The organism is Rhizobium sp. 32-5/1, assembly GCF_029537235.1.
Lineage (GTDB): Bacteria > Pseudomonadota > Alphaproteobacteria > Rhizobiales > Rhizobiaceae > Pararhizobium.
This window is the reverse complement of record NZ_CP120638.1, coordinates 1,040,205-1,061,756: the sequence shown is the minus strand read 5'-3', so window position 1 is coordinate 1,061,756 and position 21,552 is coordinate 1,040,205. Positions and strand designations below refer to the sequence as shown.

The following is a 21,552-nucleotide window of genomic DNA, read 5'->3' as shown; positions in this document are numbered from 1 at the left end:
CCCTATCGGAAAAAGAGGGCGAGAAGGATGATGATGGGGATCGGAACACCGATCAGCCAGAGTAGAATTCCACGTCCCATGATGTCTCTCCTTTGGAATAACCGGCTGCGATTTCACTGATTTGCAGCTCGGGAGGAGAACTCTGGTCGAGACGTTTGGTTCCAGAGGAGAGTTTTGCGTAAGGCAGGACATGCGCACAGGGCGCGGGAACGATAATCAATATTTCAGAAGTGACTGGCCAGAGAGTGCAGGGCCGCCGAAGTGTTGCACTACGCGTTGGCTCAAGCCCGGGTGCCGCCGACTGTCATGTCGTTCATGCGCAGATGCGGCTGGCCGACGCCGACGGGAACCCATTGGCCGCCCTTGCCGCAGTTGCCCATGCCGGTGTCGAGCTTCATGTCGTTGCCGATCATCGAGATGCGCTGCATCGCCTCCGGGCCGTTGCCGATCAGCATCGCGCCCTTGACGGGCGCGCCGATCTTGCCGTCCTCGATCAGATAGGCCTCGGTGCAGCCGAAGACGAACTTGCCGGAGGTGATGTCCACCTGTCCGCCGCCGAACGAGACGGCATAGATGCCCTTCTTCACCGAGGCAATGATCTCGTCCGGCGTCTTGCCCCCGGAGAGCATGTAGGTGTTGGTCATACGCGGCATCGGCACATGCGCGTAGGATTCGCGCCTGCCGTTGCCGGTTGGCTTCATGCCCATCAGGCGGGCGTTCTGACGGTCCTGCATGTAGCCGACGAGTTTGCCGTCGTCGATCAAAACATTGTAGGCGGAGGGCGTGCCTTCGTCGTCGATAGTCAGCGATCCCCGGCGCGATTCAATCGTGCCGTCATCAACGACGGTGACACCCTTGGCAGCGACCTGGCTGCCGAGCAGGCCGGCAAAGGCCGACGTCTTCTTTCGGTTGAAGTCGCCTTCCAGGCCATGCCCGACCGCTTCGTGCAGCATCACGCCCGGCCAGCCGGAGGAGAGTACGACGTCCATTGTACCGGCCGGCGCGTCGATCGCCTCGAGATTGACCAGCGCCTGTCGCAACGCCTCGTCGGCGCCATGGCGCCAATTGTCGGCGGCAATGAAATCACCAAACCCGCGCCGCCCACCGACACCGTAGGAGCCGGATTCCTGCCTGTCGCCATCACCGACAACGACGGAAATATTGAGCCGCGTCATCGGCCGCACGTCGTGCATTCGGTGACCGTCGGCGCGCAGGATATCGACAACTTGCCAGCTTGCGGCAATCGAGGCCGAGACCTGGCGGACCTTTGCATCCTTGCCGCGCAGATAGGCGTCGATCTCCGACAGCAGCGCAACCTTTGCCTCAAAGCTCGGTTCGCCGATTGGGTTTTCGTCGCCGTACAGCTTCTTGTTGGTACCCTGGGGCGCGGCGGCATAGGAGCCGGAATAACCGCGCGTGACAGCGCCGACGGCATCCGACGCGCGCTTCAGCGCCGAAAGCGAAAGCTCGCCCGCATGCGCGTAACCCACCGCTTCGCCGGCAACGGCGCGCAGGCCAAAACCCTGGTCGGTGTTGAAACTACCGCCTTTCAGCCGGCCGTTATCGAAGGAAAGCGATTCCGACTGGCCATGCTCAATGAATAATTCACCGTCGTCGGCACCTTGGAGCGTATCTGCCAGAACCCGCCGCACCGCATCTTCGTCGCTGTCGAAGAGTTTGATCAGATCAGTGTTCATGGACGTGGCTCCAGATGCTGCAGAGATGATGCATGATGTAGGGACAGGTTCAGCCTTGGGCAAGCACGGCTCTCAACACCAGTGCGTTACACTGCGCGGGCTCTAACCTTGATTATCCGGCCAGTTTGCGCGCCCAAATCAGGGTAGCGTGTCGTAACCTTCGCCAAAACCCTTGAGATCGACCGGTATACCGATGCCTTCTTCCGGCGACTGGAAGACGATGAAGGTGGCCGTCGTGCCGCTGCGGAAGGTTTTCAGTAGCTCTTCCTCGAGAACCACCTCGGCATAACAACCGTCGGAGAAACAACGGACGAAATAGGCGCGGCCGATATCCTTGCCGTCAACATTCAGCCCCAGCCCGTTGGGCAGAAGCACGCCGAGCGGTGCGAGAACACGCAGAATCTTCGCCTTGCGGTCGGCGGTCTTCAACACAACCACGGAAAGCCCGACCTCTGGCCGATCCTCGGCAATCACGTTCTGCATCAGGGCGCATTGTTCCGCCGTGGCCCCTGCTGGCTGGTCGCAGACGATCGACCAGGCGCCGTGATTGGATTTTACTGTTCCCGGCGTGCCCGGTTGCTGCTGGGCCAGAGCTTGCTGCGGAAATGCGGCAGCCGACAGTCCGAGCGCGGCAATCGACAAAAGCGCCAAAGCCGTCAGACGGGAAACGAGGGGCAGGCCCATGAAAACCTCAATACGTAAGAATCAGTGCGGCTATTCTTGAAGCGCATGCGCCGAAATGAAAAGCCCCGAGTGTCCTTTCAGTCGGGTATGGCCGAAATTGGGCCGTACAACAGTTCCGGAATAGCATTGAACGATGTGCTCTCCTATTGGAAAGCGAGTTGCAATCGAAACGGCGTCCTTATAATCTTCAGGCGTGTCCTCGTGCGGGCCGAGAGGCCGAAATACAACGGGAGACGTCTGCGTGCACGAAGCCGATCGTGTGACAATAGAAGCAGCCAAATTCCCACATTCACTTCCGGATATTCGTCGAACCTATCACCTTTACGGCAAACGACTTTCTGGCGGAAAATGGGCGAATGCCGTTGACGCAAACCGCGCTTTTCATGCTACAAAAAAGCGGCCGGCCATGATGGCCGGTGGAGAATGCGCATTTTGCGCAAAAATGCCGCACGGGCTTCCATGGACAGATGTTGCGGCGGCCATCAAACTGTGGTTTGAAGCGCTTCAGTATCGCAGGGATTCTGCGTTTTGGTTTGATCCTGATCAAGCGCATGTGGGAGACACTATCGTGAAAAACAAGGCTTATGCAGTTCTGGCGGCGATTGCCTGTCTGCTTTTTGCTTCGAGCGCGCTGGCTGACAAGCCGGTGGACTGGCAGACAAATTTCCAGCCTGCCGCGACGGCGATCATGGAAGAAATCACCTGGTTCGAGCATTATACTCTCTGGTTCATCGTGCCGATCACGCTGTTCGTGTTGCTTCTTCTGGTTATCGTCGTTGTGAAATTTCGCGAAAGCGCAAACCCGGTGCCGTCGAAGACAAGCCACCACACCGGCATCGAGATCGCCTGGACGCTGGGTCCGGTCATTATCCTGCTTTTCCTGGCCATTCCGTCCTTCCAGCTCCTGACCGCGCAGCTGACGCCGCCGCAGAATCCGGACCTGACGGTCAAGGCAACGGGCAACCAGTGGTACTGGTCCTATGAATATGAAGTCGGCGAAAGCCCGCTGTCCTTCGACAGTCTGCTGCTGAAGGACGAGGACCGTGCGTCGCTGGGCAAGGCTGACGTGGGTGCCTATCCGCGCCTGCTGGCCGTCGATAACGAAGTCGTCGTCCCGGTCGGCAAGACGGTTCGCCTGCTCGTCACTGCCGCAGACGTCATTCACGCCTTCGCCATGCCGGCCTTCGGCGTCAAGATCGATGCCGTGCCCGGTCGCCTGAACGAAACATGGTTCAAGGCGGACCGCGAAGGTCTCTACTACGGCCAGTGTTCCGAGCTTTGCGGCAAGGATCATGCCTATATGCCGATCGCCATCCGGGTCGTCAGCGAAGATAAGTACGCCACCTGGCTTGCTGCTGCCGCGACCAATATCGGTGACGCGAACAAGGCGCTCATGGCTGCAACCGACGGCGCGGCAAAGACCGTCGACGTCGCTGCAAACGCCGCACAGTAATTCGCCCTAAAGAATTCGAAGGGGAGCTATAACAATGGCCGGAACACCCGCTCATACCGATCACCTTCATGATCATGCGCATGACCACGCGCACGACCATGATCACGACCACGCCCACAAGCCGCTGTCCTTTTTCCAGCGCTGGTTCCTGTCGACCAACCACAAGGACATCGGCACGCTCTACCTGATCTTTGCGATCTTCGCCGGCATCATCGGCGGTACGCTGTCGGTGGTCATGCGCATGGAGCTGCAGGAGCCGGGCATCCAGATCTTCCACGGACTGGCGTCCATGGTCTACGGCTTCGAGGGCGACGCTGCCATCGACGGCGGCAAGCACATGTACAACGTGTTCACGACCGCGCACGCGCTCATCATGATCTTCTTCATGGTCATGCCGGCGCTGATCGGCGGCTTCGCCAACTGGATGGTGCCGATCATGATCGGCGCGCCTGACATGGCGTTTCCGCGCATGAACAACATCTCCTTCTGGCTGATCATTCCGGCCTTCCTGCTGGTGCTTCTCTCGATGTTCGTCGAAGGCCCGGCTGGCGGTTACGGGGCAGGGGGCGGCTGGACGATCTATCCACCGTTCTCGACGTCGGGACAGCCTGGACCAGCCATGGATCTCGTGATCCTCGGCCTGCACATTGCCGGCGCGTCCTCGATCCTCGGCGCGATCAACTTCATCACCACCATCCTCAACATGCGTGCTCCCGGCATGACGCTGCACAAGATGCCGCTGTTTGCCTGGTCGGTGCTGATCACCGCCTTCCTTCTGCTTCTGTCCCTGCCGGTTCTGGCCGGCGGCATCACGATGCTGCTCACCGACCGCAATTTCGGTACGGCCTTCTTCGCGCCTGAAGGCGGCGGCGATCCGATCCTGTTCCAGCATCTGTTCTGGTTCTTCGGTCACCCGGAAGTCTACATCCTGATCCTGCCCGGCTTCGGCATCGTCAGCCATATCGTCTCGACCTTCTCGCGCAAGCCGATCTTCGGCTACCTCGGCATGGCCTATGCCATGGTCGCAATCGGCGCCGTCGGCTTCATCGTCTGGGCGCACCACATGTATACCGTCGGCATGTCGCTCGACACGCAGCGCTACTTCGTCTTCGCGACGATGGTCATTGCGGTTCCGACCGGCGTGAAGATTTTCTCCTGGATCGCGACGATGTGGGGCGGTTCGATCCGCTTCACCACGCCGATGGTCTGGGCGATCGGCTTCATCTTCCTGTTCACGGTCGGCGGCGTCACCGGCGTCCAGCTCGCCAATGCCGGCCTCGACCGCTCGATGCACGACACCTACTACGTGGTTGCCCACTTCCACTACGTCCTGTCGCTTGGTGCCGTCTTTGCGATCTTCGCCGCATGGTACTACTGGTTCCCGAAGATGACCGGCTACATGTATTCGGAATTCATCGGCAAGCTGCACTTCTGGGTCATGTTCGTTGGCGTCAACCTGGTGTTCTTCCCGCAGCATTTCCTCGGCCTCGCCGGCATGCCGCGCCGCTATATCGACTATCCGGATGCCTATGCCGGCTGGAACGCGGTTTCGTCCTACGGCTCTTACCTCTCGGCCGTTGCCGTTCTGATCTTCCTCTTCGGCGTCTTCGAAGCCTTCTCCAAGAAGCGCGTTGCTGGCGACAATCCGTGGGGTGAAGGCGCCAACACGCTGGAATGGACGCTGCCGTCGCCGCCTCCGTTCCACCAGTGGGAACAGCTGCCGCGCATCAAGTAAGTAAGCTTTGGACCTGCGTCATCCTCGGGACAGGCCCGAGGATGACGGAGCAACAGAGGCGCGCGGGCGACCGTCGCGTCTGAAACGGTACGGAAACGGATGACGATCATCGACCATCACGAAGCAAATGGCCCGGAGGCTGCAGTGCGGCTCTCGGAAGCCTCTGCGCGGGATTTCTTTGAGCTGCTGAAACCGCGCGTCATGTCGCTCGTCGTCTTCACGGCGCTGGCCGGCATGGTGCTGGCCCCCGGTCATATCCATCCCTTCATCGGCTTCATCGCCATCCTCTGTATTGCCGTCGGCGCGGGAGCGTCCGGCGCGCTGAACATGTGGTATGACGCGGATATCGATGCGGTCATGACCCGCACCGCCTCGCGGCCGATCCCTGCGGGCAAGATCCGTCCGGAAGAGGCGCTGGCCTTCGGTCTGACGCTGTCGGCCTTTTCGGTCTGCATTCTCGGTGTTGTCGTCAACTGGCTGTCGGCCGGGCTACTGGCGTTTACGATCTTCTTTTATGCCGTCGTCTATACGATGTGGCTGAAGCGCTCGACGCCGCAGAATATCGTCATTGGCGGCGCTGCCGGCGCTTTTCCGCCGATGATCGGCTGGGCCTGCGTTACCAGTGGCGTGGCCATCGAAAGCATCGTCCTCTTCCTCATCACCTTCCTTTGGACCCCTTCGCATTTCTGGGCGCTCGCTCTCTTCAAGATGCGTGACTATGGTGCCGTCGGCGTGCCGATGCTGCCCAATGTCAGCGGCGAGGCGACCACGAAGAACCAGATCGTCATCTATGCGGTGCTGACCGCAATCATCGGCGTCGTGCCGACCACGCTTGGCTTTTCGAGTGCGGTCTACGGCGCTTTTGCCGCAGCACTGGGGGTCGGGTTCATCTGGTATTCGGTTGGCGTCTGGCGCATGCCTGAGGGTGACGAAAAGATGCTGCCGGCCAAAAAGCTCTTTGCTTTTTCCATCCTCTACCTGTTTGCGATCTTCTCGGCCTTGATGATCGATCACCTTGTCGCCACGCTGTGGCTTACCACCGGAGGCGCTGCCTGATGGACATGATCACACTCAGCGAAGCCCAGAAGAAATCCCGCCGCGGCCGCAACATCGCGCTCGGGCTGGTGCTGTTCGGCCTCGTCGCCGCCTTTTACGTCGTGACGCTGGTGAAGTTCAGCAACGGCATGGCCAACTGAGAGCGGAGGGGCGGACGTGACACAGCCGACGCTGCACAACAAGGACAGGTCGAATGGCGCGGTCGTCGCAGCCTGCCTGACCTTTGTCGTGGCGATGACCGGCATGGCCTATGCCGCCGTTCCGCTTTACGACATGTTCTGCAGGGTCACCGGCTATAACGGCACGACGAAACGCGTGGAGCAGGCCTCCGACGTCATTCTCGACAAGACCATCAAGGTGACGTTCGACGCCAACACTGCGTCCGATCTTCCCTGGGATTTCAAACCGGTGCAGCGGCAGATCGAGATCAGGATCGGCGAAACCGTGCAGGTGGATTTCACAGCAAAGAACCTCGCGAGCAAGCCGACCACAGGGCAGGCGGTGTTTAACGTCACGCCGATGGCGGCGGCCGCCTATTTTAACAAGGTCGAGTGCTTCTGCTTCACCGAAACAACGCTGAAGCCGGGCGAGGAACTGAAGATGCCGGTCATCTTCTTCGTCGATCCGGAGATCGTCAAATCGGTCGAGACCAAGGACATTCGCACACTGACCCTGTCCTACACCTTCTACGCCCGCGAACCGTCCAAGCCTTTGGTCTCGTTGAAGACCACGGCAGACGAGACCGACAAGAGACTTTGATTCATCACTGTTTTCGGCTATGCCGGAAATGACGACAAGAGCAGACATATCCGGGGATTGACCAACATGGCCGATGCGCACCAGAAAAACCACGACTACCACATCATCGACCCGAGCCCCTGGCCTTTGCTCGCCTCGATCGGCGCCTTCGTCATGGCATTCGGCGGTGTTGCCTACATGCGCTACGTTGCCGGCGGCTCGTTCAAGATGTTCGGCCTCGAACTTGCCACCCCATGGATGTTCTATATCGGCCTCGCTCTGGTTCTTTACACCATGTACGGCTGGTGGGCGGATACGATCAAGGAAGCGCATGAGGGCCATCATACCCGCGTCGTCTCCTTGCACCTGCGCTACGGCATGATCATGTTCATCGCCTCCGAGGTGATGTTCTTCGTCGCCTGGTTCTGGGCCTTCTTCGATGCCAGCCTGTTTGCCGCCGAGCCGATCCAGGCCGCGCGTGCCGCCTATACCGGCGGGATCTGGCCGCCGAAGGGCATCGAAGTTCTCGATCCCTGGCACCTGCCGCTTTATAACACGGTCATCCTGCTTCTGTCTGGCACGACCGTGACCTGGGCGCACCACGCGCTTCTGCACAACGACAGAAAGGGCCTGATCAACGGCCTGACGCTGACGGTGGCTCTGGGCGTGCTGTTCTCCTTCGTGCAGGCCTATGAATATGCCCACGCACCGTTTGCCTTCAAGGATTCTATCTACGGCGCGACCTTCTTCATGGCGACCGGTTTCCACGGCTTCCATGTTCTCGTCGGCACGATCTTCCTGGCAATCTGCCTGATCCGCGCGCTGAAGGGCGACTTTACCCCGAAGCAGCATTTCGGCTTCGAGGCGGCTGCCTGGTACTGGCACTTCGTCGACGTCGTCTGGCTCTTCCTGTTCTTCTCGATCTACATCTGGGGAAGCTGGGGCGCCCCGATCGCCCACTGAGACGGTTGGTCATCTGACATTGAGAAAGGCGGGTGTAGTGCACCCGCTTTTTTGTTTGAGTAGACGTCTGTGCTTTACAAGGAGTATCCAGAAGGATACAAATGGCGAACCGTTTCGAAATGACAGAAACATTCGATGCTTGGCTTCGAGCATTGAAGGACAACACGGGCAAGGCGCGGATCCTTGCACATATACGATCGGCCGAATTCGGCAATTTCGGAGATTGCGCACCGGTCGGTGCGGGCGTTTCAGAGATGAGAATCCATGTGGGGCCGGGATATAGGCTCTACTTCAAGCGATCTGGTGAGGTCGTGTCTTTGCTGCTGGTTTGAGGAGACAAGTCAACACAGCGGCGCGATATCGCGCAGGCGATTGAAATGTCGAAAAACCTTTGAGGTGAAGCGATGAAAACGACTAAATTTGATGCTTCGCTCTTCCTTGATAGCGAGGAGTTGATGATCGAATATCTTGCCGCCGCCATCGAAGACGAGAACCCGGACGTCTTTCTCGCCGCGCTGGGCGATGTGGCAAAGGCGCGCGGTGTTGCCGATATCGCGCGCGCAACTGGACTGGGCCGTGAAAGCCTCTACAAGTCGTTGCGACCGGGATCGAAACTTCGCTTCGAAACAATGCAGAAGATCGTCGGTACTCTCGGCTTGAAACTGACCATACAACGCGCAAGCGAAACCGCACCGTTGTGACCCCAAGACAGTCGTCGGTGCCAGATAACAAGTGAAGACCATGACCGAAGACCGCGCCCATTATCCCCCTGTCGATCCGGTAGCGAGCGGCCTCAAGGGGCATTGCCCGCGCTGCGGCCAGGGAAAGCTGTTCGACGGCTTCATCAAGCTGAAGCCGGCCTGCAGCAATTGCGAGCTCGACTACGGCTTTGCCGACAGCGGCGACGGGCCGGTGGTCTTCGTCATCCTGATCGTCGGCTTCATCGTCGTTGGTTCGGCACTGTGGATGGAGGTCAATGTCAATCCGCCGCTCTGGCTCCATTTCCTGTTGTGGATTCCGCTGGCGACTGTGCTGACGCTGGTCACCATGCGCATGTTGAAAGGCGTCCTGATCAACCTGCAGTTCCGCAACAATGCGCGCTCAGGCGAGATCGATCGTGGCTGAACGTGTGCGTTTGTCGACTGGCGCAAGCCTTGCCCGTCTGGCCGGTATCGCCGTGGTCCTCGCGACCTTTGCGGCGCTGGTTTCGCTCGGCACCTGGCAGATGCAGAGACTTGCCTGGAAGGAAAGCCTGCTGTCCGCCATCGCCGAGCGCCGCAACGCGCCGCCGGTGGATCTCGCAGCCATCGAAGCGCTCGTTTCGTCCGGCGGCGATATCGAATACCGGACCGTCACCGTCTCCGGCCGTTTCCTCAACAACAGGGAACGGCACTTCTTTGCTACCCATCAGGGGCGAACCGGATATTACATCTATACGCCGCTTCAGCTTGCCGACGGGCGTTACCTCTTCGTCAACAGAGGTTTTGCGCCTTTCGATGCGAAGGAGCCGGAGATGCGCAAGCTTGGGCAGTTGACGGGGCAACAGACCGTCAACGGCCTTGCCCGCGCGCGCCTCGCCGAAAAGCCCTCCTGGGTGGTGCCGGACAACGACCTCGCCAAGAACATCTTCTACTGGAAAGACCTAGACGCGATGGCCGAGACGGATGGCCTGCCGAAAGACAAGGTCTTGCCCTTCTTTGTCGATGCCGACGCCACGCCCAATCCCGGCACGCTGCCTCTGGGCGGTGTCACCCAGTTCGAACTGCCCAACAACCACCTGCAATATGCCGTCACCTGGTATGGGCTGGCCGCGGCACTCGTGGTGATCAGCGGTGTTTTCGTGTTCCGGAAGAAAAGCCAGAAATGAAATCTGCGATCGCGACCTGTTGACCGGAACGCCTTTGCTCGCCCATATCGGGAAAAGTTCATAGGAGCTCCAGCCATGACCATCATAGCCAACACCCTCATCGCCCTGACGGCGCTTGCCCATATCGGGTTCCTTGTGCTGGAGATGTTTCTCTGGACAAAGCCGCAGGGGCGCAAGGTGTTTCGCATGACGCCGGAACAGGCGGAAACGACGAAGGTGCTGGCGGCCAATCAGGGGCTCTACAACGGTTTTCTCGCTGCCGGCCTCGTCTGGTCGCTCATCCACCCGCAGCCCGATTTTGCCTTCCAGCTGAAGCTGTTCTTTCTTGTATGCGTCATCGTAGCGGCTATATATGGCGCATGGTCGGTCAAGCCGCGCATCCTGCTCATCCAGGGCGGCCCGGCCATCGCCGCCCTTTTGTTCCTGCTTCTGGCTTCCTGATCAATGGCTTCCTTGCTTCCGGTAAAAACGCCTATCACCATCCGGCTTTGCGGGCCGCGCGGCTTCTGCGCCGGCGTCGATCGCGCCATCCAGATCGTCGTTCTGGCGCTGAAGGAATTCGGCGCCCCCGTCTATGTTCGCCACGAGATCGTCCACAACCGCTTCGTCGTGGAAGGGCTGGAGGCCAAGGGCGCGATCTTCGTCGAGGAACTGGACGAAATCCCGCCGGAGCATCGCAAGCAGCCGGTGGTCTTCTCTGCCCATGGCGTGCCTAAGTCGGTTCCGGCGGATGCGCAAAGCCGCAACCTGTTCTATCTCGATGCAACGTGTCCGCTGGTCTCCAAGGTTCACAAACAGGCCATGCGCCACCAGAAGCTCGACCGCCACGTGGTCCTGATCGGTCATGCCGGACATCCTGAGGTCATCGGCACCATGGGGCAATTGCCTGATGGCGCCGTCTCGCTGATCGAGACGATCGAGGATGCCGACGTCTATATGCCGCCTGACCCGGACAATCTCGGTTTCGTCACCCAGACGACGCTCTCGGTCGATGACACGGCCGGCGTCATCAAGCGGCTGCACGAGCGCTTCCCGAACCTCACGGCGCCCGCCGCCGATTCGATCTGCTATGCCACGACCAACCGGCAGGAAGCCGTCAAGCAGGCAGCCCCCGGCTGCGATCTGTTCCTGATTGTCGGTGCGCCGAATTCCTCCAATTCCAAGCGCCTCGTCGAGGTCGCTTTGCGGGCCGGTGCGAAAAAATCCGTGCTTGTCCAGCGCGCGTCGGAAATCGACTGGGAAAATGTCGGCGATCTCTCTATCGTCGGCCTGTCGGCCGGCGCGTCGGCGCCCGAAGTGATCGTCGATGAGATCATCGAGGCGTTCCGCGAGCGCTATGATGCGCGCGTCGAGCTTGCCGATACCGTTGAGGAAACCGAGAATTTCCTTGTCAACCGCGAACTGCGCCACGTGCCTTTGACAGCGGCGGATATGGCGTTTGTGAACGGGGAATAATCAAGGGCTTGGGTGGCATGGATCCTCGGGTCAAGCCCTAGGATGACCTTGGGGAGGGCGCTCTCAGCCAAGATGCTCTGTTTCTCAATGCTACAAAATCCAGGATAGATATCCTCGGGTCTGACCAGAGGATCCATACTCAAGCAGAATCTGTTCGCCACTGTTAACCGAGAGAACAAACCTTGGCCGTTTACACCGACATCACCGAAGACGATCTCAGCGGCTTCCTCACGCAATATGACGTCGGCACGCTCACCGCCTACAAGGGCATTGCCGAGGGCGTCGAAAACACAAACTTCCTGCTGCAGACCACCAAGGGCGCCTACATCCTGACGCTCTATGAAAAGCGGGTGGACCAGAACGACCTGCCGTTTTTCCTCGGGCTGATGCACCATCTGGCCGGAAACGGCCTTTCCTGCCCGCTGCCGATCCCGCGTTTCGACGGCGCGCTGCTCGGCGAACTCTCCGGCCGGCCGGCTGCGGTCATTTCCTTCCTCAACGGCGTCTGGCTGCGCAAGCCCGATGCCAATCATTGCCGGGAGGTCGGCAAGGCGCTGGCCGCCATGCATGTGGCCGGCGAAGGGTTTGAACTGACGCGCCGCAACGCGCTGTCTGTTTCCGGCTGGCGGCCGCTCTGGAACAATTCGGTGGCGCGCGCCGACGAGGTCCAGCCGGGTCTGGCTGACGAGATCGCCGCGGAACTCGATCATCTCGAGGCAGGTTGGCCAAAGGCGCTGCCGTCCGGCGTCATCCATGCCGATCTGTTTCCCGACAATGTCTTCTTCCTCGGCGACGACCTCTCCGGGCTGATCGACTTCTATTTCGCCTGCAATGATTTCTTCGCCTATGACGTCTCGATCTGCCTGAATGCCTGGTGCTTCGAGAAGGACGGCGCCTTCAACATCACCAAGGGCATGGCGCTGCTTTCAGGCTATCAAAGCGTGCGGAAGCTCAGCGATGCGGAGGTCGAGACGCTGCCGCTCCTGTCGCGCGGCTCGGCCATGCGCTTCTTCCTGACCCGGCTCTACGACTGGCTGATGACGCCGGCCGGCGCCCTTGTCATGAAGAAGGACCCGCTCGAATACCTGAAAAAACTGCAATTCCACCGCTCGGTGGCAACGGCCGCCGAATACGGTCTCGTGCGTGAAAGCTTGGTTCCATGAAACATGTCGATATCTTCACCGATGGCGCCTGCTCGGGCAATCCGGGGCCGGGCGGCTGGGGCGCGGTATTGCGCTACGGCGAGGTCGAAAAGGACCTCTGCGGCGGCGAGGCCGATACCACCAACAACCGCATGGAACTCTTGGCCGCCATCACCGCGCTCAACAGCCTGAAGACCCCGTGCGAGGTCGATCTCCACACCGATTCCAAATATGTCATGGACGGCATCGGCAAATGGATCTTCGGCTGGAAGAAAAACGGCTGGAAGACCGCCGACAAGAAGCCGGTGAAGAATGGCGAACTCTGGCAGGCGCTGGACGCCGCCAACCAGCGCCACAAGGTCACCTGGCACTGGGTCAAAGGCCACGCCGGCCACCCGGAAAATGAACGCGCCGATGAACTGGCGCGCAAGGGCATGGAGCCGTTCAAGAAGGGGCGGTGAGTTATATCTGGACGCTTCCTATTAAGGGGCCCAAGGTTAGATTATCGGCGCAAGGTTTGTCTCGCTTGCGGGCATCGCCCAAGACAGCAGCGGCTATCAGGTCTAATATTTAGGTGGAGCAATTGGCACCGTCGATGTGCTTGCGCGCGGACGACGAATCCGGCTTGCATTATTGCAGATTGCGGGTGAACATCTTCAGCCATGCGTTCTTCAGAACTGGCGTCGGCGAACCTTGGGGATCTGAATGAGTTGGTTTTGGGAGAATCCGTCCGGTTGGTCAGCGGTACTAGTGGCCCTAATGGGCAACCTGCTGCTTGTTTGGACTATACTCATAGGCGTCAAGGCAACTAAGGCTGCGACACGCGCTGCGGTTGCATCCGAGAAGGGACTAGAATTAGGGCAGAGGGCATTCCTAGCGCTTGACTTGGATTACTCCCGTCAATGGGACCCGGATGCTCAGTCAGTCTTGAAGAGCATCTCTATTGAGGCATCAATTAAAAATCAGGGTGCCACACCCGCAGCAAAGTGTACGTTTGAGTGGATGACTGCGGCACGAAATAGCGACGGACTTTTTTACAGCTCTGATGGGCACCGTCTAAATATGTTCAGCGTTGGTGCTTCAGAAAAAATTGGGCGATTTTCCGGGTCCTTGGAACAAGATGCTCTGGAAAGTATAACGAGCGGAGCCACCGAATATTACCTCTTGCTTAAGATTGAATACGAGGACCTTTTTACCCCTGGTCACAAACATAAGTTGTCGAAGGCGTTTAAACTTGAAGTGAACGACAAGCCAGAGAATTGGTCCCGCAAGGAGAAACGCCCTGCGCTTATAGTCAAACGTGTTAGCGACCGAGCGGTGAGCGACAGTCTTTTATCAATCTGGCGCAGCTACATGCCGAATTTGAATTGGGTTGAAGACGCAACGGACTTCTAGGGGCGAATACGGTCGTTTGCGACATGCTGTGCGGGCATTGTCGCTCTTTCCTATGTTAATGAGCAGGCCGGGCTTTCACCCTGCCGATCAACGGTTAAAGGGGGAACCAAAAAGAGCATTCCACGACCAAAAAACCGGCCGCAGGGACGACCGGGTTTCGGGGGAGGTCAGCTGGTCGTGGGCGGCGGCTCAGTAGCCGTAGCTGTTATGGCTGTTGTAGCTCTTCTTGACGAAGTAGTGCTTTTTGTGGCCGTAGCCATGGCTCTTGTAGCCGTACTGCTTGTGACCGTAGCTCTTCTTGTAGCCGTAGGACTTGTGGCCGTAGCTCTTGGAATAGCCGTAGGACTTGTAGCCATAACCGCCGGCCTGCGAAGGGGCGGCGAACGAGACGGCGGCGACAGCGGCGACGATGGCGGAGATGATGAACTTGCGCATGGGTCTATCCTTTGATCCGGGTTGCGGATGAGTTCGTCTCATCCAGTGACCCGACAATGCCATGTGCTTCACAACCGCGCTGTTTCCGATGGAACAGGCCTCAGGCAGGACGGTGTTTTTTCACGAAGGCGATGCGATCGAGGACGGCTGCATTCGTTTCATGCTTGAAAAGAGCGACCAGCGCGTCGAGGTCATCGATGTCGTCGCGATGGCGCACCAGGCCCTGGGCGGCCGCCTTGCGCACGGCAACGGTCCGGTCGCGGGCGGCGCGCGTTATCAGTGCTTGCGCCGCCGGAACATGGGCAATGGGTCTTGATGCGGTGCCTGCCACCGGGCGCTTGATCCCGAGCTTCCGGCTGATCCAGAACTCGCGGATCACCGGGATATCCTCAACCGCGCCATCCAGCAGGATGCGCAGCGCCCTGGCGCGGATGGTCGTGTCACGGGCTGAAATGGCGAGCGCCGGCAGATGCGCATCAAATAGATCCGTCGACATCAGGTCACGGAAAATCCGGACGATCGCCCCGCCTTCGCCGTGCATCAGCCGCTCGGCAATGAGGGCGTGGATATCCGGGCGGCTGACGAGCGCGATCAAGGCCGCGCCGCCATCGTCCATGCGGCTGGCAAGCGGCAGGGCCTGCAGGCAGTAGGGCAGGGCATCGACGAACACCGCCGGGGTGATCCCGGCTTCGACGCGGCGTAGGCAGTCTTGTGCCGCGGCGCGCACCTGCGGCACCCAGTCGTTCAGCCGGATCATCAGCAAAGCGAGCCGCATGGCGCTTGGCGGCGGCATGGTTATGCCACGCAGTGCCCGCTCCCGCGCAAAACCGTCGGTATCGCAAAGGCAGAACCAGACAAAATCCTCCGGCGTCGGCAGCGTCGGTTCGGGCGTTTGCCAGATCGTTTTCACTCTCTCGATAAGGCCTGTGGGCGTCGGCGCCGTTGTCCAGCGCGCCGTGTTGAGCGCCCGGCCGATCACACGGGCAATCGCCGGCGCATTGCCGACCGGTTCGGCATCCACGCGGGCAAGCAAGAGGCGCAACCGTTGCGCGTCCAGTTGCTTGCGATGGGCGGCGAGCGCGAGGGCACGGATGTCATCGACCAGTGCCGGCGCAATCTTGCCCGTGCCCCGACTTTTCCAGACATGATTACGATCGTCCATCACAGCCCCCCATAGATGAAAATGGCCTGAAACCCATCTGTCGGCAAGATAGTCAGTTCTACCGGCAGGACGAATTGGAATTCATTTAGTTAGCCATTGCACTAAGTATTCAATGTTGATACTTAGCCTTATGGAACACTATTCGGATCAGTTAAACGGTATCTTTCAGGCCCTTGCGGACCCGACGCGTCGGGCGGTGCTGCGGCAATTGGGGCGGGGGTCGGCCAGCATCGGTGAACTCGCGCAGCCGTTCGCGATGGCCTTGCCGTCGTTCATGAAGCACATCCACCTTCTTGAGCACAATGGTCTGATCCGCACCCGCAAGCATGGCCGGGTGCGCACCTGCACGCTCGAAAAAGCGCGGCTTGCGGCCGTCGATGACTGGCTGTCGGAGCAGCGGGCGCTGTGGGAAGCGCGGACCGATCGGCTGGAGCAGTTCGTCATCGCCGACCTCGAGAAGGACAAGGACAAGGATAGAAACATGGAGATCTCGAAATGACCGAAGCTTTCAACCCTGACCTCGACCTCAAGATCGCGCGCATCATCAAGGCACCGCGCGCCGCCGTCTGGAGCGCGTGGACGACGCCGTCGCGCTTTGAACAATGGTGGATCCCCGCGCCGGCACGCTGCCAGGTCGAGCAGATGGACCTTAGTCCAGGCGGCGCCTTCATCACCCGGATGAGCGAGAATGGCGGTGAATTTGGTCCGCATGTCAGCGGCTGTTTCCTCGCTGTCGATCCGATGGAGCGCATCGTCTTCACCAATGCGCTCCTGGGCGGCTGGCGGCCCGCCGAAAAGCCCTTCATCACCGCGATCATCACGCTGCGTGATCATGCCGATGGCACCGACTATGCGGCCCATGTCATGCACCGGACCAGCACTGAGCGGGCCAAGCATGATGAAATGGGCTTCTACGACGGCTGGGGCACCGCCATCGGGCAGCTTGCCGGCCTCGTCGAGCGGTCATCCTGAATAAAAGGGCTGCGATCGCACTCTTATTGTTTGCACCGGGCCGGTTACCGACCCGATGCAAATTCTGATCAAACAATCAGAGCTGGTCCAGCATGGCTGCTGCGGCAGATACCGTGGCCTGACCGGGGCTGTCCTCGATGTTCAGTGTCTTTACCACGCCGTCCTCGACCAGCATCGAATAGCGCTTCGAGCGCACGCCAAGGGTGCCTGCGGACAGGTCGATGTCGAGGCCGAGTGCCTTGGTGAAGGCGGCATCCCAGTCGGAGAGGAAGTGGATCTTGCCCATTCCGCCTGATGCAGTTGCCCAGGCGCCCATGACATGCAGATCGTTGACCGCGACAACGGCGATGTCATCCACCCCGCGCGACAGAATCGCGTCGCGATTTTCGAGATAGCCCGGCAGGTGGTTCAGCGAGCAGGTTGGCGTAAACGCGCCTGGAACGGCAAAGAGAACGACCTTCTTGCCGGCAAACAGCTCTTCGGTGGTCACTTCCACCGGGCCGGCAGCAGATTTTTCCTTGAAGGTGGCGGACGGCAGCTTGTCTCCGACGGCAATTGTCATGGTGGCTCCTCGATATGGGTGGCGGGCGCGGGATGCACAGATGAGATCGAAAGGTCTTTCGACGTCGGGTGGAAATATAGATTTCGCTCACTCAAAGGCAAGCGACGTTTCGATGCTTCGCGGACCAGCCCGCAGGACAAGAACGGCCGTCCTGCCCGTCAGGTTTCCGCCCTTTTTAGATGAACGATACGGGATATCGGCAGTGAAGCCGCCACCGGACGCGACCTTGACGAGTGGCTTGCCGAAGGAAAATCCGGCGGGGCCGGCGAGGAAAATCTCCGGTACGTCCTGCGTCCCGTCTGGCACCATAAAACGGATCTGCAGAGTCTTTGCCGCAGTATCAACAATGGTCTCCGTCACCTTAAAATCGGCAGCCGGCGCGCCGGGCAGGGCGGCTTTCGCATCGTCGATGCGCGCCTGCTCCAGCGGGTTGCCAGCGGCTCCGGCTGGAAGCGAAACTGCAAGCTCAGCCTGCACCGGAATACAGATATCCTTGCAGATCCCCAAAAATACCGAGGCCTTGAGATCAACGGCGCTGCCCGGCTTGAGCTGTTGCAACTGCATCGGCAGTGCCACGGAGCGGTCATAGCCAGTGTAATGCACCACGCCATCGTCGAAGGTCTTCGGTGCTGGGAAAAGCAGGCCGGTGAAGATGATGCCCGACAGCGGATTGACGGTGACTTGCGGTGGAATGCCGCTTGCACCCGGCTCGCGCCAGTAGGTTTTCCAGCCGGGCTTCAGCCTTATATCGAGGATCGCCGGAATGGTGCCATCCGAAAGCGGCCGCGCCGCGACGATCCGCACTTCGCCGCCCTCCACCTGCACCCATTCGCTTGCGCCGGCCTGTGCCTCCCGCGGCATGGCGGCCAGAAGAGCCAGACACAGGACAGTGACCAGCAGGCCGGCGGCGCGACGAAAAGCGGGGAGGAGGCAAGGGTGTTCCATGATACGAGAAATAACCTGTCTGGCTCTGTTCTGCCAGAGCCACGCGATCCGCACGCCATCATATCCGCTTGATGGATCGTGATCGGCGCTGATCACGCAATTGCGAAAAAATCGGAAAAGATCAGGAGAGACGCTTTTCATTTGGCCGCGAATTGATAGGCTGTTGGCATGGTGACGATGGCGACGTTCCAGAAGAAACGTGAGCGCGGATTGCTTGACGGTCAGTTCCTGATCGCCATGCCGGGCATGTTCGACAGCAATTTTTCCCGCACCGTTATCTATGTCTGCGCCCATTCCGGCGATGGCGCGATGGGCTTTGTGCTCAACCGCCCGCAGCAGTTGACCTTTCCCGACGTGCTCCTGCATCTCAACATCATCGACAAGAACCAGGTCATCCGCCTGCCTTCGACGGCCCGCGATTTTCAGATCCAGACCGGTGGTCCCGTCGAGACCGGCCGTGGCTTCGTGCTGCATTCGGATGATTATCTGAGCGAATCGAGCATCCCCGTCAGCGACGATATCTGCCTTACGGCGACGCTCGACATCGTACGCGCAATCTCGCGCGGCGACGGGCCGAACAAGGCGATGATGATGCTGGGTTATGCAGGCTGGGGCGCAGGCCAGCTCGAAAACGAGATTGCCAACAATGGCTGGCTCAACTGCCCCGCCTCGGAGGATCTGATCTTCGATCGCAGTCTCGGCGACAAATATGACCGGGCCTTGGCCCTGATGGGCGTCACGCCTGCCATGCTGTCCATGGATGCCGGTCACGCCTGAGCGCGCCTGACCTGTTGCCCCGCCGAAAGCGAAATCTCCAAATTCATTCCAGCTGCTGGAACCTTTTCGGTCTATCGCCGTTTTCAAGTCGCAAGGCCACGACGAAAAAAGATCGTGTCCCAAACATCTCAAGGAGACTGAACATGGGTAGCACATCTGACAAGATTTCTGGCGCCGCAAATCAGGTTGCCGGCAAGGCAAAGCAGGCCGCAGGCAAGGCGACTGACAACGACAAGCTGCGCGCTGAAGGCAAGGGTCAGGAAGTCAAGGGCAAGGTGCAGTCCGCCACTGGCAAGGCCAAGGATGCCGTCAAGGGTGCTGTTGACCGCATGTAATTTAGCGATTGTCCGGGCACGCTGAGGCATGTCCGGGCCACGCAGTGCGCAGCGCTTCGGCTCCGACGGGTTCAACGGGGTAGAAGTTCGCGCCGATGCCCGCTGTGTGCTTCGCACCGGCGGGCATTTCTCTGTTATGAGACAATTCCTTTTTAATCGACTATCACCATGGGCTACCCTTCATGAAACTCTACCAATGCGATAATTGCGGCCAGCCCGTGCATTTCGACAATCGCGTCTGCATCAGTTGCGGTTCGCAGCTTGGCTTTCTCCCGGAAACGGCAGCGGTTCACGCGCTCACACCGGCTGGGGATCTGCAATGGCAGACTTCGTCCTGGTCGCTTGGAACCTTGCGCTTCTGCGCCAATGCTGCCGAGGACATCTGCAACTGGCTGATCACCGAGGCAGACAGCAACATCTATTGCCAGGCCTGCCGCTACAATCGCATCGTGCCGGTGACCAACAATCCGGAGGGCCTCTCACGCTGGCAGAACATCGGCCGGGCCCAGCGTTACCTGTTTTACTCGCTGATCCGCTGGAACCTGCCTCGCCCGGGGCGTGACGTCGATCCCGAAGGCGGACTGGTTTTCGATTTCCTGGCAGACGAAGTCAAGGCCGATGGTTCGGTCGTGCCGGCGATGACCGGGCACGAGGACGGGCTGATTAGCCTGCGCGCGGCCGAGGCAAACGACGCCACCCGCGAGAGTGTGCGCGTATCGATGGGCGAACCCTACCGGACGCTGCTCGGCCACTTCCGCCACGAGATCGGACATTTCTATTTTGCCCAGCTATGTCGCGACGAGGCGACGCTTGCCGAAGCGCGCTCCTATTTTGGCGACGAGCGCGAGGACTATGAGGAAGCCCTCAAGCGCAATTACGAGCAGGGGCCACCCGCCGACTGGCAGAGCCGCTTTATATCCACCTATGCCAGCAGTCATCCTGCGGAAGATTTCGCTGAATGCTGGGCGCATTATTTTCACATCGTCGACGTGCTCGAAACAGCGCGCGCCTTCGGCCTGTCGACTGACCCATGGCGCCACAGCGCCATGGCGGCAGCGGTCGATTTCGATCCCTACCGCGTCTGGGATGCACAGGTGCTCGCCGACGCATGGATCCCGCTCAGCGTTGCCATGAACAGCATCCAGCGCAGCATGGGCCAGCCCGACAGCTACCCCTTCGTGCTCTCGCCGCCGGTGGTCGAAAAGCTTGTTTTTATCAACCGTCTGATCCGCCGCGCCGGTGGGAATTGACTGGGTAAAGGGTGCACGAAAGTACGCGGGGTCGGGAAATGCAATCGGCGTTCAAATTCGATCAGAGAGCCGTAGCTCATAGCCAAAATTCTGAGGAGACTGGGAAATCGGGCTTGCCTTGTCTGGTCTAGATAAGCAGAAAATGAATGAAGTCATTTTGGACGTGGCTTAAAGCTTTTCCGATATTCGAGAAGCGATCGTCGCCGGGCTTTGCCTACATCAGCACGGCGATCGGACTTCTTTAAGACGACTGCCTTTTCGGGCTTAGCTTCATCTTTGGGCTTTGCTGTTCGCTTCCGTTGAGCATCGCTACGAATTTGGTCCTGCCGGGCTAACTGTTCAGTCGCAACTGTCTGCCGCTCGAGGTACTTTTTAACGTCACTATTGAATTCGGCAGTCGTTTTTGAATCCTGGTATTGCATGTACATTTGCACGACCATTAACAAAATGGTCAGAGCAGTGAGAAGGTTACCGAACGAGTAAAGTGTCTTACCAAGCTCGGGGTTTACTTCCTTGATCTCTCGTATCGCTTGCTGGACACTAATTTCTTTCGCAGCGGCCCGTTCGGCAATCGTCTGCAGGCGTTCTAGGATTGCTTTTGTTAACGGTGGGCCTGCCTCCAGTTCAAGTCCCCGACCTCTCTCTCTGAACCGACCCTCTGCAAACTGCGCCATTCGTCCGCACCGCGGACACGGCATCCCACCACCGACAACGGTAATACCTGTAGAGTTGCTGATATTGATCCCGCCACGTCCAGACGACACAGCGCCGCAATGGGGGCAGTAGAGCGGAACGTTTGCCAAATAGGTCTCCTCGCCGACGCCATTACAGCTAGAGAGTGAGTCTGATATGACGTCAAGTGAAACGCCAAACACTAGCCACAAGCGCACTGCAAAACTTTCCCGCTAGGAAGCTTGACGCGTGTCGGA

The 21,552-nt window shown here is 59.4% G+C and carries 27 protein-coding genes; 20 read left to right on the top strand and 7 right to left on the bottom strand.

The features are described from left to right. Window positions 1-281 precede the first annotated feature (281 nt). Together tldD and P6U16_RS05560 are read right to left on the bottom strand one after the other, a co-directional pair. Window positions 282-1,697 carry a metalloprotease TldD gene (tldD, locus tag P6U16_RS05565; protein ID WP_277702930.1) on the bottom strand — a complete coding sequence of 472 codons (1,416 nt, stop codon included), beginning with the start codon at window positions 1,695-1,697 and terminating at the stop codon, window positions 282-284. Window positions 1,698-1,835: 138 nt separating this feature from the next. Further along, on the bottom strand, window positions 1,836-2,381 hold the full coding sequence (locus tag P6U16_RS05560; protein ID WP_277702929.1) for an invasion associated locus B family protein: 546 nt from the start codon (window positions 2,379-2,381) through the stop codon (window positions 1,836-1,838). A 568-nt stretch (window positions 2,382-2,949) separates the two neighbouring features. Between P6U16_RS05560 and coxB the strand changes: the two genes are divergently transcribed. From coxB to P6U16_RS05485, 15 genes are all read left to right on the top strand, one after another. Further along, on the top strand, window positions 2,950-3,834 hold the full coding sequence (gene coxB / locus P6U16_RS05555) for a cytochrome c oxidase subunit II (RefSeq protein WP_277702928.1): 885 nt from the start codon (window positions 2,950-2,952) through the stop codon (window positions 3,832-3,834). A gap of 34 nt (window positions 3,835-3,868) precedes the next feature. Further along, window positions 3,869-5,569, top strand: a complete 1,701-nt coding sequence (gene ctaD / locus P6U16_RS05550) for a cytochrome c oxidase subunit I (RefSeq protein WP_277702927.1) — start codon at window positions 3,869-3,871, stop codon at window positions 5,567-5,569. Window positions 5,570-5,668: 99 nt separating this feature from the next. After that, window positions 5,669-6,625, top strand: coding sequence for a heme o synthase (locus P6U16_RS05545; RefSeq protein ID WP_277702926.1), 957 nt, complete (start codon window positions 5,669-5,671; stop codon window positions 6,623-6,625). Next, window positions 6,625-6,765 carry a hypothetical protein gene (locus P6U16_RS05540; protein WP_277702925.1) on the top strand — a complete coding sequence of 47 codons (141 nt, stop codon included), beginning with the start codon at window positions 6,625-6,627 and terminating at the stop codon, window positions 6,763-6,765. The genes P6U16_RS05545 and P6U16_RS05540 overlap by 1 nt, the downstream gene beginning before the upstream one ends. Window positions 6,766-6,781: 16 nt before the next feature. Continuing rightward, window positions 6,782-7,384 (top strand): cytochrome c oxidase assembly protein, encoded by a 603-nt coding sequence (locus P6U16_RS05535; RefSeq protein ID WP_277702924.1) that lies wholly within the window; start codon window positions 6,782-6,784, stop codon window positions 7,382-7,384. Window positions 7,385-7,450: 66 nt separating this feature from the next. Beyond that, entirely contained in the window at window positions 7,451-8,326 is an 876-nt protein-coding gene (locus tag P6U16_RS05530) for a cytochrome c oxidase subunit 3 (RefSeq protein WP_277702923.1), read from the top strand. A gap of 101 nt (window positions 8,327-8,427) precedes the next feature. Then, the gene (locus tag P6U16_RS05525) at window positions 8,428-8,658 is read left to right on the top strand and encodes a type II toxin-antitoxin system RelE/ParE family toxin (protein ID WP_349017676.1); all 231 of its coding nucleotides are present in this window, start codon (window positions 8,428-8,430) and stop codon (window positions 8,656-8,658) included. Between the two features lie 72 nt (window positions 8,659-8,730). Beyond that, window positions 8,731-9,027 (top strand): addiction module antidote protein, encoded by a 297-nt coding sequence (locus P6U16_RS05520; protein ID WP_277702922.1) that lies wholly within the window; start codon window positions 8,731-8,733, stop codon window positions 9,025-9,027. Window positions 9,028-9,067: 40 nt separating this feature from the next. After that, the gene (locus P6U16_RS05515; protein WP_277702921.1) at window positions 9,068-9,451 is read left to right on the top strand and encodes a DUF983 domain-containing protein; all 384 of its coding nucleotides are present in this window, start codon (window positions 9,068-9,070) and stop codon (window positions 9,449-9,451) included. Next, complete coding sequence (locus tag P6U16_RS05510; protein ID WP_277702920.1) at window positions 9,420-10,193, top strand: SURF1 family protein; 774 nt, start codon at window positions 9,420-9,422, stop codon at window positions 10,191-10,193. The genes P6U16_RS05515 and P6U16_RS05510 overlap by 32 nt, the downstream gene beginning before the upstream one ends. 75 nt (window positions 10,194-10,268) lie before the next feature. Beyond that, a complete protein-coding gene (locus tag P6U16_RS05505) occupies window positions 10,269-10,634 on the top strand; it encodes a DUF1304 domain-containing protein (RefSeq protein WP_277702919.1) in 366 nt (121 codons plus the stop codon). Between the two features lie 3 nt (window positions 10,635-10,637). Beyond that, window positions 10,638-11,648 (top strand): 4-hydroxy-3-methylbut-2-enyl diphosphate reductase, encoded by a 1,011-nt coding sequence (gene ispH, locus P6U16_RS05500; protein WP_277702918.1) that lies wholly within the window; start codon window positions 10,638-10,640, stop codon window positions 11,646-11,648. 182 nt (window positions 11,649-11,830) lie between these two features. After that, a complete protein-coding gene (locus tag P6U16_RS05495; RefSeq protein ID WP_277702917.1) occupies window positions 11,831-12,811 on the top strand; it encodes a homoserine kinase in 981 nt (326 codons plus the stop codon). Continuing rightward, on the top strand, window positions 12,808-13,251 hold the full coding sequence (gene rnhA / locus P6U16_RS05490) for a ribonuclease HI (RefSeq protein ID WP_277702916.1): 444 nt from the start codon (window positions 12,808-12,810) through the stop codon (window positions 13,249-13,251). The genes P6U16_RS05495 and rnhA overlap by 4 nt, the downstream gene beginning before the upstream one ends. Window positions 13,252-13,549: 298 nt before the next feature. After that, window positions 13,550-14,185, top strand: a complete 636-nt coding sequence (locus P6U16_RS05485; RefSeq protein ID WP_277702915.1) for a hypothetical protein — start codon at window positions 13,550-13,552, stop codon at window positions 14,183-14,185. Window positions 14,186-14,374: 189 nt separating this feature from the next. On the opposite strand, the gene P6U16_RS05480 is transcribed toward P6U16_RS05485, so the two are convergent. Both P6U16_RS05480 and P6U16_RS05475 read right to left on the bottom strand, forming a co-directional pair. Then, window positions 14,375-14,620, bottom strand: a complete 246-nt coding sequence (locus tag P6U16_RS05480; protein WP_277702914.1) for a hypothetical protein — start codon at window positions 14,618-14,620, stop codon at window positions 14,375-14,377. 100 nt (window positions 14,621-14,720) lie between these two features. Then, window positions 14,721-15,782, bottom strand: a complete 1,062-nt coding sequence (locus tag P6U16_RS05475; RefSeq protein WP_277702913.1) for a hypothetical protein — start codon at window positions 15,780-15,782, stop codon at window positions 14,721-14,723. A gap of 130 nt (window positions 15,783-15,912) precedes the next feature. Between P6U16_RS05475 and P6U16_RS05470 the strand changes: the two genes are divergently transcribed. Both P6U16_RS05470 and P6U16_RS05465 read left to right on the top strand, forming a co-directional pair. Next, on the top strand, window positions 15,913-16,281 hold the full coding sequence (locus P6U16_RS05470; RefSeq protein WP_277702912.1) for a metalloregulator ArsR/SmtB family transcription factor: 369 nt from the start codon (window positions 15,913-15,915) through the stop codon (window positions 16,279-16,281). Then, on the top strand, window positions 16,278-16,754 hold the full coding sequence (locus tag P6U16_RS05465; protein WP_277702911.1) for an SRPBCC family protein: 477 nt from the start codon (window positions 16,278-16,280) through the stop codon (window positions 16,752-16,754). The genes P6U16_RS05470 and P6U16_RS05465 overlap by 4 nt, the downstream gene beginning before the upstream one ends. Window positions 16,755-16,830: 76 nt before the next feature. Here the strand turns inward: P6U16_RS05465 and P6U16_RS05460 are convergent, their stop codons facing one another. Next, window positions 16,831-17,316 carry a peroxiredoxin gene (locus tag P6U16_RS05460; RefSeq protein ID WP_277702910.1) on the bottom strand — a complete coding sequence of 162 codons (486 nt, stop codon included), beginning with the start codon at window positions 17,314-17,316 and terminating at the stop codon, window positions 16,831-16,833. An 87-nt stretch (window positions 17,317-17,403) separates the two neighbouring features. After that, entirely contained in the window at window positions 17,404-18,261 is an 858-nt protein-coding gene (locus P6U16_RS05455) for a protein-disulfide reductase DsbD domain-containing protein (RefSeq protein ID WP_277702909.1), read from the bottom strand. Between the two features lie 168 nt (window positions 18,262-18,429). Here P6U16_RS05455 and P6U16_RS05450 point away from each other — a divergent pair, with 168 nt between their 5' ends. The 3 genes from P6U16_RS05450 (at window position 18,430) to P6U16_RS05440 (ending at window position 20,623) form a co-directional block, all read left to right on the top strand. Continuing rightward, on the top strand, window positions 18,430-19,038 hold the full coding sequence (locus tag P6U16_RS05450) for a YqgE/AlgH family protein (protein ID WP_277702908.1): 609 nt from the start codon (window positions 18,430-18,432) through the stop codon (window positions 19,036-19,038). A gap of 143 nt (window positions 19,039-19,181) precedes the next feature. Beyond that, on the top strand, window positions 19,182-19,373 hold the full coding sequence (locus tag P6U16_RS05445; protein ID WP_277702907.1) for a CsbD family protein: 192 nt from the start codon (window positions 19,182-19,184) through the stop codon (window positions 19,371-19,373). Between the two features lie 182 nt (window positions 19,374-19,555). Further along, window positions 19,556-20,623: a putative zinc-binding peptidase gene (locus P6U16_RS05440; protein ID WP_277702906.1), complete on the top strand. Its 1,068-nt coding sequence runs from the start codon at window positions 19,556-19,558 to the stop codon at window positions 20,621-20,623. Window positions 20,624-20,775: 152 nt separating this feature from the next. Here the strand turns inward: P6U16_RS05440 and P6U16_RS05435 are convergent, their stop codons facing one another. Continuing rightward, a complete protein-coding gene (locus P6U16_RS05435) occupies window positions 20,776-21,297 on the bottom strand; it encodes a hypothetical protein (RefSeq protein WP_277702905.1) in 522 nt (173 codons plus the stop codon). Between the last annotated feature and the right edge of the window lie 255 nt (window positions 21,298-21,552).